This is a genomic window from Edaphobacter sp. (assembly GCF_035532915.1).
In the GTDB taxonomy this organism is placed as follows: domain Bacteria; phylum Acidobacteriota; class Terriglobia; order Terriglobales; family Acidobacteriaceae; genus Edaphobacter.
Window position 1 is genome coordinate 1 of record NZ_DATKQC010000388.1, and the last position, 15764, is coordinate 15764.

Here is a 15764-nt window from a genome sequence, read left to right on the forward strand (position 1 = left end):
AGAAGCGGAAGACTACTGGCCCGACCCAGCAAAGCCAGATGGGATGTATCTCGAACGCAAAGGCTCAGCAAATCCCGCGGCATTCACAGCGCACCGCGATGCTCTGCTCGACCTCAGCATCTGGGTCGCTGCGCTGGTGGCGGCATATCTGCTGACAAAAGAAGAGCGCTATGCGGAGGCGGCCGTGCGGCATCTGCGCGCATGGTTCGTCGACCCGGCTACGAGCATGACGCGTAGCCTCGTGTTTGCAAGCGTTGTTCTTCCTGCGAAGACAGGGCGCTTTGAAGGCATTGTGGAGACAGTTCATCTAGCGGAGGTAGCGCAGGCAATTCCCTTCCTCGCCAACGCAGAATCTTTTACGAAAAACGATGCAGACGGCGTGACCAAATGGTTCGGAGCGTACTTCGATTGGCTCAACGACTCACAGCTCGCCGGGCTTGCACGCGACCAGAAGGGCCATCACGGAAGCTCGTGGCTGTTGCAGACAACCGCGTTCATGCGCCTGCGTCTTGCGCTTTTGCCAAATGCCGATGACACACCGCTCGGAGAGTTGCGCCATCGTTATAAGTCGGTGACGATTCGTGCGCAGATTAACGCCGACGGGGTGTTTCCGCATGAACTGTCTACACCGAATCCCTATCGGCTTTCGCTGTTCAACCTCGACATGCTTGCAGCGATTTGCCTGCTGCTTTACACGCCCTTCGACAGCGTATGGGAGTACGACCTGCAGGATGGCCCGGGAATGCGGGCCACCATTGCGCGGCACTTTCCGTTTATCAAAAACAAGGGCGCGTGGCCCTACCCGGCGGACGCTGCGCACTTCGACGATTTGCCGCTGCGCCAGCCCAGCCTGCTGTTCTGCGCACGAGCTTATACGCGGCCAGAGTACGCCGACCTTTGGAAGACGCTACCCGCAGATACGGAGATTGCTGAACTTCAGCGCACTTTTCCAATTCGCCAGCCGCTGCTTTGGATCACACGACCAAAGCCGTAATCGGCTACGGCCTTGCCTCAAACACCAGGTTGAACTGTGTCTGCGTGGCGCGGCGGAAGCGCGTGAAGCCTCCCGCGCGAACAACTTCGCCGATTCGTTTTTCGCCAGCCTGTGCTCCCAGCGCAAGACCCACCTCTTGCGAGATCGAGGCAGGAACACAGAGCAGAGTGGAGGCTGAATAGAAGACGCGGCCAATGGGGTTGAGGTTGGCCTCCGTCGCATCTTCAGCAAATGGCTCGACGATCATCCACGTGCCATCGTCTTTCATGGTTGAACGAACATGGGCTGCTGCTCCTACCGGGTCGCCCATGTCGTGAAGACAGTCGAAGCAGGCGACGAAATCATACTCCTGCCCCGGATAGTCCTTCGCGGTTGCCGCCTCGAAGTGCAAGTGGTCTTCCACCGCTTCGCGCTTCGCCTCTTGACGAGCCAGATCGATGGATTTGCCGTGATAGTCGAAGCCGTAAAACTCTGACTTTGGAAATGCCTTTGCCATCAGGATCGTTGACGCTCCAAGACCGCAGCCAATGTCGGCAACCTTCGCTCCCTGCTTGAGCTTTGCCTCGACTCCACTCAGCGCTGGAATCCACTGCGAGGTGAGGTTAGCGATGTAGCCGGGGCGAAAGAAACGCTCAGTTCCGTGAAATAAATCGTGATGATGCTCATGCCAACCCACACCTTTGCCGGAGCGAAAGGCGTTCTCGATCTTGGCCTGATCGTTGAAGCAGGAGGATATGATCTGAAATGCGCCTGGCAGAAAGGCCGGACTGTTCTCTACTGCGAGCGCCAGGGCTTGTTCGGGTGGCAGCGTATATCTTTGCGTGTCTGCGTCATAGGTAATGTAGCCGCTGGCAGCGTTGGCGTTGAGCCACTCGCGAACGTAGCGTTCGCTGGTTCCGGTGCGCGAGGCAAGTTCTGCAGGAGTAATAGGCTTGCCGTCGCCCATAGCTTTATACAGACCGAGCCTGTCGCCCAGCACAATGAGAACGGCGTGCATGGCCGCGCCCATGTCGCCTACAGCGCGGTGCATAAATGCGTGAAGTTTGGCTTCGTCGATTACAGCAGGAGTAGCAAGGGGTCCCATGACCGGTCTCCTTTGGCTGCGAATCTTAGACCTTCTCTGCGACGACTGACAAGCAGATTCCCGAGAAAACTTCCAGCGTACCGTCTCAGGGCTTTTGCGGAGGCGAAAACGTGCAGTCATCGCCTCCGCTAAGCATTGACTCAGGCATTTTTGGCGGCGCGGTGTTCATTGACGATGGCAAGATACTTGCGAGCGGTCTCGGTGACGACCTCTGGCTTGCCAGCGGCCATCGCTTTCGCATCCACTAGGTCGGAGCCTACACCAAGGGCAAAGGCTCCTGCGTTGAGGAACTCCGCCGCGGTGGCAAGCGAGACGCCACCAGTGGGAATCAGGTCAACCTGTGGCAGAGGTCCTTTGAGGGCGGTGAGGTACTTGGCTCCGCCCATGGCGCTTGCCGGGAAGACCTTGACCACGTCCGCTCCAGCCTGCCATGCAGTGACGATCTCAGTCGGTGTAAGCGCTCCGGGAAGAACAGCGACAGAGTAGCGGTGGCACATCTCGATGGTCTGAAGATTAAGTGCAGGGCTGACGACGAACTTGGCGCCTTCAAGAATGCACATGCGCGCCGTTTCAGCGTCGAGCACGGTTCCTGCCCCGATCAGAATGTCAGGGCGCTGCTCGGCCAATTTGCGCATCACTTGAATCGCGCCCGGAACAGTCATGGTAATTTCGAGCACAGTGACGCCGCCGGCGGCGATGGCTTCAGCAAGCGCAAGTGCCTTGTCTACAGATTCCGCGCGAAGCACCGGCACCAGACCGATTCCACGAAGTGATTTCAATACTTCTTCTTTACGCATTTCCTAATTCTTTCTCCTGAATTGCAGGCTCAAGTCGTCTCTAAAATTCTTGTGGCAAAATCTCTATCGCTGCACCCTGGCGCCGCTGCCCTTCATCACTCGCTGCACTTCGTCGAAGGTCGCCATGGTGGTGTCGCCTGGTGTGGTCATGGCGAGCGCACCATGAGCGCAGCCGCAGTTGACGGCCCAATCCGCGCCCTTTTCATTAAGAAAGCCGTAGATCAAGCCCGAGGCGAAGGAGTCGCCGCCGCCTACGCGGTCGAAGATCTCGAGATCGGGCATGGGACGCGCCTCGTGAAAGGCCCCGTCGTAGTAGCAGACAGCGCCCCAATCATTCACGGTGGCCGTCTTCGCGTGGCGCAGTGTCGTTCCCACTGCTTTGAAGTTGGGGAACTTCGTGACTGCCTTCTCGATCATGCGGCGAAAGCTGCCGGTGTCGAGTTCGGCAAGGTCTTCGCCTGCGCCTTCGATCTCAAAGCCCAGTGCTGCGGTGAAGTCCTCTTCGTTGCCGATCATCACATCGACGTAGCTCGCCAACTCGCGATTCACCTCGGTGGCGCGAGCCTTGCCGCCAATCGACTTCCATAGTGAGTCGCGGTAGTTGAGGTCGTAGCTGATGATGGTGCCGTGCTTGCGCGCCGCGATCATTGCCTCTTTGGCGACCTCGGGCGTCGTCTCCGAGAGCGCGCAGAAGATGCCGCCCGTGTGCAGCCAGCGCGCGCCTTCTTTGCCGAAAATCTCGTCCCAGTCAATCTGCCCCGGCTTCAACTGGCTGACCGCGGTGTTGCCGCGATCAGAGCAGCCCAGCGCCGCGCGAACGCCGAAGCCGCGCTCGGTGAAGTTCAAGCCGTTGCGTGTCGTGCGGCCAACACCGTCGTACTTCGTCCAGAGAACATGCGATTGATCCACTCCGCCCTGCAGCATCAGGTCTTCGAGCAAGCGGCCTACCGGGTTGTCGGCCAGCGCAGTGACGATGGAGGTCTTGAGGCCAAAGCAGCGTCGCAAGCCGCGAGCTACGTTGTACTCGCCGCCGCCCTCCCACACGTTGAACTGGCGCGCCGTGGCGACGCGCACATCGCCCGGATCGAGACGGAGCATCACTTCGCCGAGGCTGACCAGGTCCCACTTGCATTCATCCTTCGAGCGAAGAACGAGAGTCTTTGCTGATGTTGCTGCTGCCATTTATCGAAGCTCCGCAATGGTTAGGGCATCCATATCGTCGTATGCCTGGTTCTCTCCGCCCATCCCCCAGCAGAAACCGTAGTTCTTTGTGCCGACTCCGGCGTGGATCGACCAACCCGGAGAGACCACCACTTCCTTGTCGGCGATCACCAGGTGGCTGGTCGCATCCGCAGGCCCCATCAGGTGAAAGACGCGGTGCGCGGGATCGACGTCGAAGTAGAAGTAGACTTCGCTGCGGCGCATGTGGGTGTGCGCGGGCATGGTGTTCCAGTTGCTGCCCGAGGCAAGCAGGGTGAAGCCCATGACGAGCTGGCAGCTCTTGATTCCCTCTTTGTAGATGGCCTTGTAGATGGTGCGCTTGTTGCATGTCTCAAAGCTGCCAAGTTCAAGCCCCTTGAGGTCCGCGAACTTCACCATCGCCGTAGGATATTCGGCATGCGCGGGGTAGCTCAGAAGATAAAAATTGGCAGGATTCCCAGTGTCCTTGCTGGTGAAGGAGACTTCCTTCGAGCCGCGGCCTACATAGAGACAGTCGAGCTTGTCGAGGTCGAAGGTCTTGCCGTCCACCGTAACCGTGCCGGCTCCGCCCACGTTGAGCACGCCCAGTTCACGGCGCTCCAGAAAGTAATCGGCACGAAGCTCAGGCTGGGTTTCAAGCTTCAGGGCACCCTTGGTCGGCACAGCGGAGCCGATGACCGTGCGGTCAAGATCGACATACGCCAACTCGATCTCGCCGGGCTGGAAGAGCCCTTCCAGCAGAAACGTCTCACGCAGCTCGTCGGTATTCATCATCTCGTACCGGACGGCGTCCGCCATTTGATACAGCCTCATTGCATCTCTCCTTATTTCAACTCAACCAGTATAAAGTTCAGTTGCGCAGACCTTGCAGCAACAACTCAATTTGTGTGCGATCTTCGCCACCTGGCGGCAAAAGCGGCAGACGAGGCAGACCACCGAAGTATCCATTCAGGTCGCAGCCGAACTTGATAGCGGCAACACCAATCTCCTCTTCGAGATACCGTGCCGCAGACTGCAATCGCTCCTGCTTCTCCTCGGCGAGCGCGCGGTCGCCATCCTTCCACGCGGCGATCACCTCGTAGGTGGCCTGAGGAGCGCACGCGGCAAATGCGGGCATCGCCCCTACTGCCCCTGCAAGCAAAGCATCGAGCATGCTGGACGTCTTCCCAGAAAGAATCTGGAAGCCTACAACCTTGGTGCGAGTCTTGATCGTCGGAGCAGCCGGAAGCACCGTAAGCGCCGGTCCGCCGCCGACCAGCGTCTTGACCGAGAGCATCGACGCGGCCTCCTGCGAGGTCTGCATTCGTCCCGTCACCGCCGCAAAGACCGGGGTTACGGTAACTTCGCGCTTGATACCAGCCGTCGCCTGCTTCAGGTGCGCGATGCGTTCAGCAGTTGGCTGACCATCGACCAGGCCAAGAATCCGCGGATGGGCCGCAAGCTCGATCACCATCTCCACCGGCAGCGCCACTGCTGTCCCATCAAGGACGATGGGCAACGCCGCGCGATCGGCGATAGCTTGAAAGTAGATCAGCAACTCTTTCGATTGGCGTGCAGAGTCTGCCGCCTGCAGCAATGACGGGGGCGCAACCAGCACAGCGTCGTAAGCAAGCGCCGCGGCCTGGTCGGCGATGGCAACGGTCTCGCGAACGCTGTCGCGTGAGACTCCCGCGAGCATGACCTTCTCAGGAGCAGCGGCTTCGACGGCAGCCCGCAGAGTCTGTCGCGTCTCCTCGTCGGAGAGCATCGTGGGCTCGCCGTTCCGGCTCAGCACAGCGATGGCCGAGACCGGAGTCTTCGAGTAAGCAGCCACATTCTGTTCGAGTTTGTGGAGGTTCAACCGGCCATCGGGATAAAACGGCGTGGTCAGAGGGAGATGGAGGCCTTCAAGCAGCATGTCTCTATTCTAGCGAGTTTGTATCACCATCCAGGTACAAGTCATTGCTATTGATAAGACCCCGGGGTGGAGGTTGAGGTTCTTGGCCAGTTCGCGATAGCGCCCCCTGGTGAAGCCGAACTTGAGTTTGAACGAGGCGCGTCATCTCGACGGCCCTGAGCATAGTCGAAGCGGCAGTGGAGAGACGGCGTGCTTTTGTGGCGAGGGCTTGGCTGCGATGACGTGGGTTTGTGGTTGGAGAGTTCCTTTATTGTTCTCCGAAACGGGCGTGGAGCAGATATTCGTGGTTCCCTTCCATGCCGAGAATCGGCGAATCGATGACCTCGATACTGCTGCCTCGCTGCTCGATCACGCACTCGCGAACGCGCTCGACTGCCTGCTGCCGTGCTCCGGCGTCGCGAACGATTCCACCCTTGCCTACGTTGACTCTTCCCGCCTCGAACTGGGGTTTCACCAGGATCACCAGCTCGCCCTTCCATCGACTGGATGCCGTCGAGAGCGCGTCCAGCACTGCGGGAAGGACCAGCGTGACCGAGATGAAGGAGACATCCATGGAGAGGAAGGCGGGGACGGGGCCGTCTCCCAGCAACTCGCCTTCGGTCAGCAGGCGAGCGTTGGTGCGCTCGCGTAGAGACACACGGGAATCGTCTCGGAGCTTCTGTGCGATCTGGCCATAGCCGGTGTCGACGGCGATGACGCCGGCTGCACCGCTTTGCAACATGCAGTCGGTAAAGCCTCCGGTGGAGGCGCCGATATCGACACAGGCCAGACCGATGAGATGGATGTTCCAATGCGCGAGCGCCTTTTCCAGCTTGAGGCCGCCGCGGCTGACGTACTTGAGATCGGAGCCAAGCAGGCGAATGGCGGCCTCGCTGCGAACGGCTGTTCCCGGCTTGTCGACGCGCTGCTCCTCGACCAGCACGCGGCCCGCGAGGATGAGCGCCTGCGCCCGCTCGCGCGAGGCGGCGTGGCCCAGATCGACCAGCAGTTTGTCCAGGCGTAGCTTTTCGGTGCGCGGTTTCGTGGTGTCAGGCATTTTTTGCATCTATGAATAAGGTACATGTTGAGCGGGAGTCACGAATGAACCACTACTGCGACCAGATTTCGAGTAAAGTTGCATTTGGAATGATGCCTTACTCCCTACAAGCGGCGAGTTGCCTGACGAGCCACAGATATTTGATTCTGGGGCAATCTATTCCGGGCACAGGTGCGTTTGATGTATAGAGAGACGGGCATCGTCAATACGCCGCCACTATCCACCCAGGACGATGCCGCCCTGCTTGCGCTGGTACAGCGGGGCGACGAGTACGCGATGGCGTCGCTGTTCGACCGCTACTCGAAGGTGGTGTATTCGGTCGCGATGCGCGTGCTTCGCGACCCGGCCGCGGCGGAGGATGTTTTACAGGAAGTGTTCATGCAAATCTGGCGTAGTCCTGATGGTTTTATTGCAACCCGCGGAAGTCTCGGCGGCTGGCTCGCGGTGGTTTCGCGCAACCGGTCCATCGACACCCTGCGCAGGAAGCGGCCTACGGAATGCGTCGATGATATTGCTCTCGCGTCGAACTACAATCTAGCCAATGAGGCAGAACGCGAGATGATGGTAGAGAGGGCACGCGGCGTCATCCAGCTGCTGCCGATGGAGCAGCGCAAGACCCTGGAGATGGCATTTTTCGATGGCCTCACCCACTCCGAGATCGCCGAGATGACGGGCGATCCGCTGGGCACGGTAAAGACAAGAATTCGCAGCGGGCTCTCGACGTTGAGAAAGGCATTCACGGCATGAACACAACCGGACATATTGAACGCGACGATCTGGTGTTGTTTGCCATGCAGCTTCTCTCGAAGGAAGATGCCGCGATTGTCAGCACGCATGTTGAGAGCTGCCCCGAGTGCCTCCACGAACTCGCCGAGGTGCAGGGCGACCTCGCTGTCTACGCCCATACGGTCGAGATGCAGGCTCCGCCAGCCAGCGCCAGAGAGCGGTTGCTGAAGCAGGTAGCGCACGAGAAAAAAGTTATTCCTATTGAGACCGCGGCGGAACCGGCGCTTCCGGTGCGCGGTTTTGGCGGACGCAGCTCGCTGACTGAAGACGATCTACCGCCGCGCGGATTTGCCGGCAGGATCTTTCCCTGGCTGGGCTGGGCGCTGGCTGCCGGGATGACGGTGACGGCGGGCAGCTTCTATATGCAGCGCGCTGCCCTGCAGGGCTCCGTTGCCGAGCAGAAGGACCAGATCGCGCAACTGACGACCGATGCCGCTACAGCTCGCGAGGTGATGGCAACGATCACCGACCCCAGCGCCTTGCGGGTTACGCTTACAAAGGCGCAGACAGCACCAGTGCCGCAGGCGCGGGCCACGTATGTGGCGGATAAAGGAGTGCTGATCTTTCAGGCCAACAACATGCCAGCGCTGGAACCTGCCAAGGTCTATGAGCTGTGGCTGATTCCGGCCAACGGCAGCAGTCCGATTCCAGCTGGTACCTTCCAGCCGGATCAGCGTGGCTATGCCAGCATTATGATGCCGCCGCTGCCCAAGGGCGTGCAGGCGAAGGCCTTCGGTGTGACCATCGAAAACGAAGGCGGGTCACAGACGCCGACATTGCCGATCATCATGGTCGGTGCCTGAGCTCGGCTGAGACTTGGTGTTGGGTGACGTTTTAAATCAGCCAGGGCCAGCAGAGCGTTCACCAGGAGGCGCACCCGAATGTGCTGTTAGCGTAAGCGCGACTTCAGGGAGCGGCTGCGGACAACGACACCTTCTGCATGCCGGACGGCGGATCGCGCTGGTCTATCAGCAGCATGCCACGGCGGCGTCACGGGCGAGGCTTAAATCGCTGTTTAGCGGCAAGCCCGGCGTCCTGGCCGCGCTGACTCCCGAGGAGGCGGCGAAGCAAGGCTGGCCTACACTGGCGCAGAGCGATCAGGCTCCCGACCCGCTGCTCTCTGCGGCCAACGGTTATGCCTTCGACGATGGTGCTACGGGCGAGTATGTGACGCCGACCAAAGAGGTGGGTGCGCATGGATATCCGAACAGCGATCCGTTAATGCAGGCAAGCTTTATCGCCGAAGGATCGGGAATTAAGCCAATCGGAGAGATTCCGGCGTTTCCAAATCTCGATGTCACTCCGACGATCGCTCGGCTGCTGCATTCGTGCTGCCGAAGGTTCAGGGCAAGCCGCTGACTCAGATTCTGAAGTAGGGAGGCTTCTTGTTGGTCTGAACGACGGTACGCCTCAGGGCCTGAAGCACCACCTGGGTTGAGAGAGCCAAGGCCGAAGCCTTGGCGTATCCAGCGGCCGGTGCAAATACAAAGGGCAAGGCAAGGGCAAAGTTGCGGCAAGAGCAGGGCTTTGCGGCTCAGTGAAGACCTCGGCGCTAGATGATGGAAGTGGCAGGGTGGGGTTAAATGAAAATTGGCTGCCTCTAAATCGCAGAGGCAGCCAATGGAACTAAGTTCGAACAGCCGAGGTTACGGAGCGGTCATGCGGACGGCTACGCCCTTGCCCTGAAGCGGAACAATCGTGCTGACCGAGTCGGTATCGGTGCGGACGATCGACAGGTTGCTCGAATCGAGGGAGGTTATGTAGACCTTTCCGGTAGGCGTTCCTGTGGTGGCAGCGATCCAGCCTGGGTGGCCGCAGATGGTCTTGGGGCTTGCCGTGGTGCAGGTGGCTCCGGTCGTCCCGGTATCAGGCAGACCGGTGATGGTTGCGGTGACGGTGTTCGAGGTCAGGTTGATCACCGAGACCGAGCAGACCGTGCTTACACCCGCGACAGCCGTAGCTGCACAGGGAAGGCTGGGGTCTCCGGCGTTGGCAACGTAGGCTCGGGTGCCATCCTGCAGCACGGTGACCATGACCGGGTTGATACCGACCGGAACCGTCGCGAGGACGGTGCCGAATTGAGTCGAGTCAACAGGGTTGTTGGGATCGCAGTTCGGGTTCGTGGGCAGCGAGGTGACCGAGCAGAGCGGGATGCTGATGATGCTGACCGTACCCGGCGTGGTGCCGTCGCCTGCATTGGCGACGATCAGCTCGTTGCGGGTGGGCGCGAAGTCGGCCCAGAGCGGTGCGGTGCCGACTGGAATGTAGCTTAGGCCGGTGCCGGGGATGGTATCGGGCAGGTTGGTCTGGGCGTTGATGACGCTGACCGTGCCGTCACCCTTGTTCATGACGAAGACGCGCCTTGCATCCGCCGTCATGACGCCGTAGACAGGGTTTTTGCCTACCGCGATGGGCGTCGGCTCAAAGGTGTTGGTCGCGGTTTCAAGGGTGAAGGCCTGACCATTACCCGAGCTGTCGGCTCCGAGAGCATAAACGCGAGGCGCGCCGTTAATGCCGACGACATAGGTCCCATTGGTGACGGGGCCGAACTCCTGATTAAGCTTGGGCGGCGCTCCGGTGAGATCGGCAATCGCAGACCGTCCTGGCTCTACGGCATAAGTATGCGTGCCCAGCGGCAGGATGCTGGATGGGTTGGCGCCGGAGAGCAGCGTGGTCTGGTTGACATCGGTGCTCAACAACTGGGTCGAAATGTCGAAGCTATTAACCGTGGTGTCGCGGTTAAGCGTGTAGGCCGTGGTTCCGTCGGAGCTCAGAGCCAGAAAGTATGGGTCTACCCCGATGCTGGCGGTGATGAGCACGGTATCGCCCGAAAAGTCGACGAACGTCGCCAGACCGGGGGTGCTTGCGCCTGTGGAGGAGATGGCAACCGCATACTTAGTTGGTTGACTGGCAGGGCCGACTGGATTGATGGCAGTGACCACCGGTCGATAGGTGTTGCCGCACCCGAGAAGGGACGCCGATACGGCCGCTACCAGAGCGAACCGGAGTGCGAACCGCGATACAGACCGGGTAAGGTGCTGTCCGTGTGGCTGTGTGTTTGCTTCTGAGTCGATTCTTGCTGAATGCAAAACTACTCCCGCCGTGATGCTGGTGTTGGCTATGCTCAAGGTCTGATTGTAAATCAACGGGGAGCGTGTGACTGTTGCCGAGGGAGGAAATGCAGAGAATGGAACCGCAAAAGATGACCCTAGCAGGACGAAACGGGTGGCAGAGCAGGGTGCTGGTGTGGATTATCACTCCACTACTGGCACTGGGAGCGGTGTGGCCGCCGCTTAATGCGGCGTTCCGGGGACACTCGCCGGCGTCATCGGCGTTGCCGCTGCTGTTGAGCGTGGGCTTCGCGGTGCTGGTGTGGCTGCTGAGGGCGGCGACACGGCCCGCAGCGGCGATTGGGCTGATGATCTGTATGGTGCTGGCAGAGCCGCGGCAGGCTGGAACCGGAATGAATGCAGCAGCATTGACGGCGCTGATTGCGCTGTTCGTACTGACGTTTGCGGCGACGCGGTTTGGCCGAACAAAGAAAGAGCTGAAAAAGCTGGCCGAACGGCGGGGCGGTCGGCGGGCTTCGCAGATCGTGGCCAATCTTGGCGTGGCGGGACTCTGCGCCTCGGCGGGGTGGCATGCGGGCTGCATCGCCGCACTGGCTGAGGCAGCCGCCGATACGGTGTCGTCGGAGATCGGGCAGGCGATCGGCGGACGGGCGTGGATGATTACAACCTGGAAGAGAGTTGCGGCGGGCACCGATGGCGGCGTGAGCGCGGCGGGGACGGTGGCCGGAGTGCTGGCTGCCTCGGTGGTGGTGGCTGTGGGCGGGATACATGGTGCGCTTCAGGCTCCGCAGGCCTTGTTGGTGTTTGCTGCAGCTTGTGCGGGACTGGGCGTAGACAGCTTGCTCGGGGCGACGGTGGAACGGCGCGGATGGATGGGGAACGATCTGGTGAACTTCAGCTCGACGCTGTTTGCGGCGTTAATTGCGGTGGGATGGCTTTTGATTTGAGGAGACGAGCGACGGCGAAATACAGGGTCTCTCCATTACGCTTCGGTCGAGATGCCGGGGCATTTGGGTAGAAGGAAAGCGACAAGTGCCAGGCTAGAGTTCGGATTTGCCTTCGAGCCAGCTATGCAGCCAGGCCGGGTCGGCGTGGAAGCGCCAGGCCGTATAGCTGAGCATCTCGTGAAAGTAGCGCGTGGCGAGATCGTAGTTGCTGATGTGTCCAAGCATGGGGCGTGGCGAGGTATAGACATGCAGGCCGACACCGTGACAGAGTTCGCGGATGCGGAAGAGATGGGTGCCGTCGCTGACGACGACGATCGTCTTGAGATTGTTTTCGCTGGCGATGGCGGCGAGCCGGTGGACCTGCTGCTCGGTATCGGTAGATCGGGTTTCAGCGATGATGTTGCCGAAGGGGATGCCGTTGGCGAGAAGATAGTCGCGACCGACGCCGCCTTCGGTGTGGCCTGAATCTTTATCGCCGCCTCCGCCGAGAGTGATGACCAGGGGAGCGATCTGCTTGCGGTAGAGCTCGACGGCGTGGTCGAGGCGGGCGTGAAGCACAGGCGAGGGATGGCCGGAGTACTCTGCCGCGCCGAAGACGGCGATGGCGTCGGCGGGTTGCGCCTGGTCTTCGGCGGCAACCTGCGAGATCTGCTGATAGACCCAGGCAAACCAGATGAGGCCCACCAGAAGAATGACGCCGAGGAACCGCCGAAAGAAACTGCCGCCTGCAGAGGAGCGGCGCGCGCGACGTAAGTTGGAGGGGGAAGCCGTCATCGTGAATGAAAGATGAGTCTACGGGAGATGGGGCTGGATGGGAAGATGCTTTGTCTCTAACGGTGTTCGCCGGTGACTTTCGGAGGAGTTTGATACAGAACAGGCAACGGCAACATACAGGGGCTCTCCCCTTCGCTTCCGGTCGAGACGACGGGCTGTTTGAGATTTAAATTATTTTTGTTTTTGCACGCTTCTCAGCGTTGTAGCGCCAAGGCGATCTCATGGGTAGGGATTGCGCCTTCGCGGAGGATCATCCACGAGTTGCCGCCGCCGGAGAGGTCAACGATGGTGGTTGGGACCGCGCGGGCGGTGGGGCCGCCGTCTACAATCAGCGGGATCTTGTCGCCTAGCTGCTCGAGCACGCTGTTGGCATAGGTGCACTCGGGATAGCCGTGGAGATTGGCCGAGGTTGCGGTGATCGGCAAACCGAGCCGGGCGACGACGGCGCGCGAGATGGCCGCCTCGGGTACGCGCAGCGCAACGTTGCCGGTGTTGGCGGTGACGCGGAGTGGAAGCTTGGAGCCAGCCTTCACGACGATGGTGAGAGGACCGGGCCAGAATCTTTCTGCAAGGCGGTCGAATGCCGAGTCGAGCTGGCGAGCGATCTCGTATGCCTGCGCGACCTCGGCGATGAGCAGAGAGAGCGGCTTGTGACGGGCGCGGGTCTTGAGCTCGTAGATACGGTCCACGGCCTTGAGGTTGACCGGATCGACGGCGAGGCCGTAAAAGGTGTCGGTTGGCAGAGCGACGACGTTGCCACGATACAGATTGCTGACGACCTGATTGATGAGCTCCGGTTCAGGCTCGTCGGGATGGATGCGAAGTGTCTGCGCCGTCAAAATCTGGCTCCTTTGCCCGGGTTCAACTGCCCAGGGTGGTAAGGCAACATAAAAAGCGGCAAACCTGCATCAGAATACCAGCATTGCCTTCTTCGTCATGGAAGCTCGCTTCAGTTCAGCGAGGAGGGCGAACAGCGTAAGATTTGCCTGATGCACTTCTTCGAAAAGACCGCCGCCGCTACCGTCGTCTCCAGCCGCGCCAATGGCCGCGTCAAGCAGTTGCGTGCGGCGTTTGCCGGTCAGGCCCGATTGAGCGGAGGCATGGTGGCCATCGAGGGCGACCATCTGCTGGCCGAGGCGCTGCGTAGCGGCATGGTGTTGAAGACGGTCTTCGTGAGCGAGCGCCGGGAGGTGCCGAGGATCGTTCCGCGCGGAGTTGAAGTGCTGCGGCTGACAGACGAGGTCTTCGAGAGCGTGGTCGAGACACGGTCTCCGCAGGGAGTGGCTGCGCTGATTGTTCCGCCGGTGCCGACGATGGATGCGGTGCTGCGGGGAACGCCGCTGATTCTGATTGCAGCAGGATTGCAGGACCCGGGGAATCTGGGGACGCTGGTGCGTTCGGCCGAGGCTTTTGGAGCGACGGGAGTGCTGGTTACTCCGGGGACGGTGAGCGCGTGGAACCAGAAGGCTCTACGGGCGAGCGTCGGCAGCGTATTTCGCATGCCGGTGGTTGCGGCAACGATGGAGGAGATAGCTGCACTGAAATCGAGGGGAGTGAGACTGCTGGCGACGGTTGGCTTCGATGATTCGGAGACGATTGCGGCGCAGGAGATGGACTTCTCTACGGCATGTGCGTTGATGATTGGCAATGAGGGCGCAGGGTTGGCGACGGAGTGGATGGAGATCGCCGATGCGCGGGTGACCATTCCCTGCCCTGGGCCGGTGGAGAGTTTAAATGCGGCGATCGCGGGGTCGTTGCTGCTGTATGAAGCTTCGCGGCAGAGGAGCGGACGATGAGCTTGTTCGATGCTTCGCCTCTCTCCGCTGCGGCATCGCATGGGCGGCAGGCTCCGCTGGCGGAGAGGATGCGTCCGCAGACGCTGGATGAGTATGTCGGGCAGGAGCACCTGCTGGGGCCGGGAAAGCCGCTGCGGCTGGCCATTGAGGGCGACGATGCTACGTCGATGATCTTCTGGGGGCCTCCGGGAACGGGCAAGACGACGTTGGCGAAGATTATTGCGCACATGACTTCGGCGAGCTTCATCGAATTCTCTGCGGTGCTGTCGGGGATCAAAGAGATCAAGCAGGTGATGGTGGAGGCGGAGAAGGCTGCGGGCTTCGGCTCGCGCACCATACTGTTCGTCGATGAGATTCATCGCTTCAACAAGGCGCAGCAGGACGCGTTTCTGCCATACGTCGAACGCGGCACGATCAGGCTGATCGGAGCGACGACGGAGAACCCTTCGTTTGAGATCATCGCCGCGCTGCTTTCGCGGTGCCGCGTCTACACGCTGCAGGCGCTTGGCGAGGAGCAGATAGTCGCTCTGTTGCAGCGAGCCTTGAGCGATGAGAAGCGCGGGCTTGGCGGTTCTGGATTGAGCGCGGACGACGATGCTCTCGCGACGATTGCCTCATATTCAAGCGGCGATGCACGCAATGCGCTCAACGCGCTGGATGTGGCCGCGAAGCTTGTCGAGGGGCGAAAGGTTCGCACGATCACCAAGGCACTTGCATCGGAGGCGATGCAGCGCAGGGTGCTGCTGTATGACAAGAAGGGCGAACAGCACTACGACATTATCTCGGCCCTGCACAAGAGCGTGCGCAACTCTGATCCGGACGCGGCTCTTTACTGGCTGGCGAGAATGCTCGAAGCAGGCGAAGATCCGATGTATTGCGCGCGGCGCATCGTGCGGATGGCGATCGAAGATATTGGGCTGGCGGCTCCTGAAGCGCTGAATCTTTGCCTCTCGGCCAAAGACGCCATGCATTTTCTAGGGCAGCCGGAGGGTGGGCTGGCACTGGCGCAGGCGGTGGTGTATCTCGCGCTGGCGCCGAAGTCGAACGCTGTATATGTGGCCTATGGCGCGGTGAAGGCAGACCTTGAGGCGACGGCGGCAGAGCCGGTACCGCTGCATCTGCGCAATGCTCCGACGAAGTTGATGAAGGAACTGGACTATGGCAAGGACTATCAATATGCGCACGATGTCGAAGGACGCGTCGCCGATATGGAGTGCTTGCCTGCAAGCCTCGCGGGGCGGCGATACTATCAACCGACAGGCCAAGGCCGAGAAAAGCTGCTGGGACAGCGCATGGATGAGATTGCGCGGATCAAAGCAGCGAACCGAAAATAGCGCGGCGGTAATTTGATTCAGCGACGCTGCGAGCGGGTCCTCTTGCCG

The 15764-nt window shown here is 60.5% G+C and carries 16 protein-coding genes; 7 read left to right on the forward strand and 9 right to left on the reverse strand.

Features of this window, described 5'->3' with window-relative positions; genetic code table 11:
- On the forward strand, positions 1–994 hold a 994-nt coding region (locus VMU57_RS18430), incomplete at its 5' end, for an alginate lyase family protein (RefSeq protein WP_325386103.1).
- A gap of 4 nt (positions 995–998) precedes the next feature.
- Here the strand turns inward: VMU57_RS18430 and VMU57_RS18435 are convergent.
- The 6 genes from VMU57_RS18435 to VMU57_RS18460 all read right to left on the reverse strand — a co-directional run bounded on the left by VMU57_RS18435 (position 999) and on the right by VMU57_RS18460 (position 7008).
- On the reverse strand, positions 999–2078 hold the full coding sequence (locus VMU57_RS18435; protein ID WP_325386105.1) for a class I SAM-dependent methyltransferase: 1080 nt from the start codon (positions 2076–2078) through the stop codon (positions 999–1001).
- 140 nt (positions 2079–2218) lie between these two features.
- A complete protein-coding gene (eda, locus tag VMU57_RS18440; RefSeq protein ID WP_325386107.1) occupies positions 2219–2875 on the reverse strand; it encodes a bifunctional 4-hydroxy-2-oxoglutarate aldolase/2-dehydro-3-deoxy-phosphogluconate aldolase in 657 nt (218 codons plus the stop codon).
- 63 nt (positions 2876–2938) lie between these two features.
- The gene (locus VMU57_RS18445) at positions 2939–4057 is read right to left on the reverse strand and encodes a sugar kinase (protein ID WP_325386109.1); all 1119 of its coding nucleotides are present in this window, start codon (positions 4055–4057) and stop codon (positions 2939–2941) included.
- On the reverse strand, positions 4058–4888 hold the full coding sequence (gene kduI / locus VMU57_RS18450; RefSeq protein ID WP_325386111.1) for a 5-dehydro-4-deoxy-D-glucuronate isomerase: 831 nt from the start codon (positions 4886–4888) through the stop codon (positions 4058–4060). It lies immediately after the preceding gene.
- A gap of 37 nt (positions 4889–4925) precedes the next feature.
- Positions 4926–5972, reverse strand: a complete 1047-nt coding sequence (locus VMU57_RS18455; RefSeq protein WP_325386113.1) for a dihydrodipicolinate synthase family protein — start codon at positions 5970–5972, stop codon at positions 4926–4928.
- A gap of 247 nt (positions 5973–6219) precedes the next feature.
- Positions 6220–7008 carry a TlyA family RNA methyltransferase gene (locus VMU57_RS18460; protein ID WP_325386115.1) on the reverse strand — a complete coding sequence of 263 codons (789 nt, stop codon included), beginning with the start codon at positions 7006–7008 and terminating at the stop codon, positions 6220–6222.
- Between the two features lie 180 nt (positions 7009–7188).
- Between VMU57_RS18460 and VMU57_RS18465 the strand changes: the two genes are divergently transcribed.
- The 3 genes from VMU57_RS18465 to VMU57_RS18475 are packed head-to-tail and all read left to right on the forward strand — an operon-like array spanning position 7189 to position 9153.
- Complete coding sequence (locus tag VMU57_RS18465) at positions 7189–7755, forward strand: sigma-70 family RNA polymerase sigma factor (RefSeq protein WP_325386117.1); 567 nt, start codon at positions 7189–7191, stop codon at positions 7753–7755.
- Complete coding sequence (locus VMU57_RS18470) at positions 7752–8597, forward strand: anti-sigma factor (RefSeq protein WP_325386119.1); 846 nt, start codon at positions 7752–7754, stop codon at positions 8595–8597. Before VMU57_RS18465 ends, VMU57_RS18470 begins: the two co-directional genes overlap by 4 nt.
- A 19-nt stretch (positions 8598–8616) precedes the next feature.
- Positions 8617–9153: a hypothetical protein gene (locus tag VMU57_RS18475; RefSeq protein ID WP_325386121.1), complete on the forward strand. Its 537-nt coding sequence runs from the start codon at positions 8617–8619 to the stop codon at positions 9151–9153.
- A 287-nt stretch (positions 9154–9440) separates the two neighbouring features.
- Here VMU57_RS18475 and VMU57_RS18480 read toward each other — a convergent pair whose 3' ends face one another.
- The gene (locus VMU57_RS18480) at positions 9441–10922 is read right to left on the reverse strand and encodes a YncE family protein (protein WP_325386123.1); all 1482 of its coding nucleotides are present in this window, start codon (positions 10920–10922) and stop codon (positions 9441–9443) included.
- A 59-nt stretch (positions 10923–10981) separates the two neighbouring features.
- Between VMU57_RS18480 and VMU57_RS18485 the strand changes: the two genes are divergently transcribed.
- Positions 10982–11812: a DUF92 domain-containing protein gene (locus VMU57_RS18485; protein WP_325386125.1), complete on the forward strand. Its 831-nt coding sequence runs from the start codon at positions 10982–10984 to the stop codon at positions 11810–11812.
- A gap of 93 nt (positions 11813–11905) precedes the next feature.
- Here VMU57_RS18485 and VMU57_RS18490 read toward each other — a convergent pair whose 3' ends face one another.
- On the reverse strand, positions 11906–12586 hold the full coding sequence (locus tag VMU57_RS18490; protein ID WP_325386127.1) for a YdcF family protein: 681 nt from the start codon (positions 12584–12586) through the stop codon (positions 11906–11908).
- 194 nt (positions 12587–12780) lie between these two features.
- Positions 12781–13425: an L-threonylcarbamoyladenylate synthase gene (locus tag VMU57_RS18495; protein WP_325386129.1), complete on the reverse strand. Its 645-nt coding sequence runs from the start codon at positions 13423–13425 to the stop codon at positions 12781–12783.
- Between the two features lie 150 nt (positions 13426–13575).
- Here VMU57_RS18495 and VMU57_RS18500 point away from each other — a divergent pair, with 150 nt between their 5' ends.
- Positions 13576–14382 carry an RNA methyltransferase gene (locus tag VMU57_RS18500; RefSeq protein WP_325386130.1) on the forward strand — a complete coding sequence of 269 codons (807 nt, stop codon included), beginning with the start codon at positions 13576–13578 and terminating at the stop codon, positions 14380–14382.
- Complete coding sequence (locus tag VMU57_RS18505; RefSeq protein WP_325386131.1) at positions 14379–15716, forward strand: replication-associated recombination protein A; 1338 nt, start codon at positions 14379–14381, stop codon at positions 15714–15716. The genes VMU57_RS18500 and VMU57_RS18505 overlap by 4 nt, the downstream gene beginning before the upstream one ends.
- The last annotated feature ends 48 nt before the right edge of the window (positions 15717–15764 follow it).